Annotated in this window: 2 protein-coding genes; one reads left to right on the forward strand and one right to left on the reverse strand. The window is 71.6% G+C overall.

What is annotated here, in order from left to right; genetic code table 11:
• A partial coding sequence (locus FUT87_RS06825) for a molybdopterin cofactor-binding domain-containing protein (protein WP_147240526.1) occupies positions 1 to 592 on the forward strand: 592 nt, incomplete at its 5' end.
• On the opposite strand, the gene FUT87_RS06830 is transcribed toward FUT87_RS06825, so the two are convergent.
• The gene (locus FUT87_RS06830) at positions 567 to 2,279 is read right to left on the reverse strand and encodes an ATP-binding protein (RefSeq protein WP_186830397.1); all 1,713 of its coding nucleotides are present in this window, start codon (positions 2,277 to 2,279) and stop codon (positions 567 to 569) included. The two genes, FUT87_RS06825 and FUT87_RS06830, sit on opposite strands and share 26 nt — an antisense overlap.
• Between the last annotated feature and the right edge of the window lie 44 nt (positions 2,280 to 2,323).

Raw genomic sequence — 2,323 nt, forward strand, 5'->3', positions numbered from 1 at the left:
CATCCTGGCCGGCAACCACGACGTGATCTCCGACGTGGACTATGTCGATGCGAGCAGCCAGTCGGCCAACACCGATGCGCAGCGCAACCTCGCCAAGGAGCCCTACCTGCAGGCCTTCCCGACCACGCGGGCGCAGCAGCAGTCCACCTTCGGCGGCCATTTCTGCGAGGTCGCCGTCGACGCCTACACCGGCGAGGTGCGCGTGCGCCGCATGCTGGCGGTCTGCGCCGCCGGGCGCATCCTCAATCCGAAGACGGCGCGCAGCCAGGTGATCGGCGCGATGACCATGGGCGTGGGCGCGGCGCTGATGGAGGCGCTGCATGTCGACGAGCGCCGCGGCTTCTTCGTCAACCACGACCTGGCCGGCTACGAGGTGCCCGCGCATGCGGACATCCCGCACCAGGAAGTGATCTTCCTGGACGAGACCGACCCGGTCTCCTCGCCGCTCAAGGCCAAGGGCGTCGGCGAGCTGGGGATCTGCGGCGTCGCGGCGGCGGTGGCCAACGCCATCCACAACGCCACCGGCGTCCGGATCCGCGACTATCCGATCACGCTCGACAAGCTGCTCAAGGACCTGCCGAAGCCGGCGTGAGGCCCTCGCGCGTCGGATTCATCGCCTCGGCCAGCACCGCGGCGAGGCTGTCGATGTCGTAGGGCTTGGGCACCAGCGGCACGTTCGGCGCCTCCTCGATGCGCACCGGATGGCCGCTGGCCAGCACCACCGGCAGCGTCGGCTTGAGCACCTTCAAGGTCCGCACCAGGTCCACGCCGCTGCGCGCGCCGGGCATGACGATGTCGGTCAGCACCACGTCGGCGCTCAGGCCGGCCCGCAGCTGGTCCAGCGCATGGTCGGCCGAGGGCGCCGTCTTGACGGTGAAACCGCGCTCCTCCAGCGCCTGCGCGGTGAGCTCGCGCACCGAGGGTTCGTCCTCGACCAGCAGCACCGTGCCCGCATGGCGCCGCTCGGTGACCGGGCCGGCGGGGACCGGCGACGCCGCGTCCTCCATCCGCCCGTGCGAGCGCGGCAGCCACAGCGTCACCTCGGTGCCCAGGCCGATCTTGCTGACGATGCCGGCCGTGCCGCCCGCCGACCGCGCCAGCGCATACACCTGCGCCAGCCCGAGGCCCGTGCCCTGCCCCACCGGCTTGGTGGTGAAGAAGGGCTCGAAGGCGCGCTCCATCTGTTCCTGCGTCATGCCGTCGCCGGTGTCGCGCACCGCGATCGCGACGTACTCGCCCGGCTGCAGCTCCGGCGCCAGGCCAACCGGGTCGCCCTCGGCCAGCACGCGGTTGCGGGCCGACACCGTCAGCGTGCCACGCCCCTGCATCGCATCGCGCGCGTTCAGCGCCAGGTTGAGCACCGCCAGCTCGAGCTGGACCGGATCGGTGCGCACCGGCCAGAGCGTCTCGTCGATGGCCAGCGTGACCTCGACCGCGCTGCCCACCGCGCCGCTGGCCAGCGCCATCAGCTCGGGCAGCTGGCGGCGCAGGTCGATGACGGTTTCATGGCCCACCTGCTGGCGGCCGAAGGCCAGCAGCTGCCGCGTCAGCTGCGCGGCCTTGGAGGTGGCGCGCTGGCAGGCGTCGAGCGCGCTGTCGGCGCGCGGATCGCTGCTCAGCCGGCGCGCCAGCTGCAGCCCGGTGGTCATCGTCTGCAGCAGGTTGTTGAAGTCGTGCGCGATGCCGCCGGTCAAGCGGCCCAGCGCCTCCAGCTGCGGCAGCACCTTGGCCTTGTCGCCGACGGCCACGACGATCAGCGCCGCCGGGTCGACGTGGGTCCTGGTCGCCTGGTAGGCGCTGTTCGCGGTGACCGCGGCGAACTTGCGGGGCAGCGCGGTGATGCTGTCCGCCGGCATGCCGACCGCCCACTCGCTGGCGTAGCTCGACGCCACGACGCGGTTGGTGTCGAACAGGCCCGGCAGCGCCAGCAGCTGCGCGTTGCGCACCCGGTTCAGCTCCTCGGCGCCCATCGGCTTGACGCGCATGCCCTCGATCTCCTTGAACATGTCGCTCAGCGCCGGACCGGTCACGTCGGTGCGGACGCTGCCGCGGATGCCGAACAGGCCGCTGTCGCGGTTCATCGTGTAGGCCGAATAGATGCCGTAGGTGTAGCCCTTGACCTCACGCAGCTGCGTGTTGATCCGCGAGGTGAAGAGGCCGCCCATCGCGGCGTTCATGACCTTGATGTCCTCGGCGTCGGGCGTGCCGGCCTTCGGCCCCGGCGCGACGACGCTCAGCGGCGGCACCACGCTGGCCGGGAGCGCGAATGCGATGGGCACCGGCAACGTCGTCAACAACGCGGCGCTGGCGCTGGTCAGCGGGC

The sequence above is a fragment of the Mitsuaria sp. TWR114 genome (genome assembly GCF_007997345.1).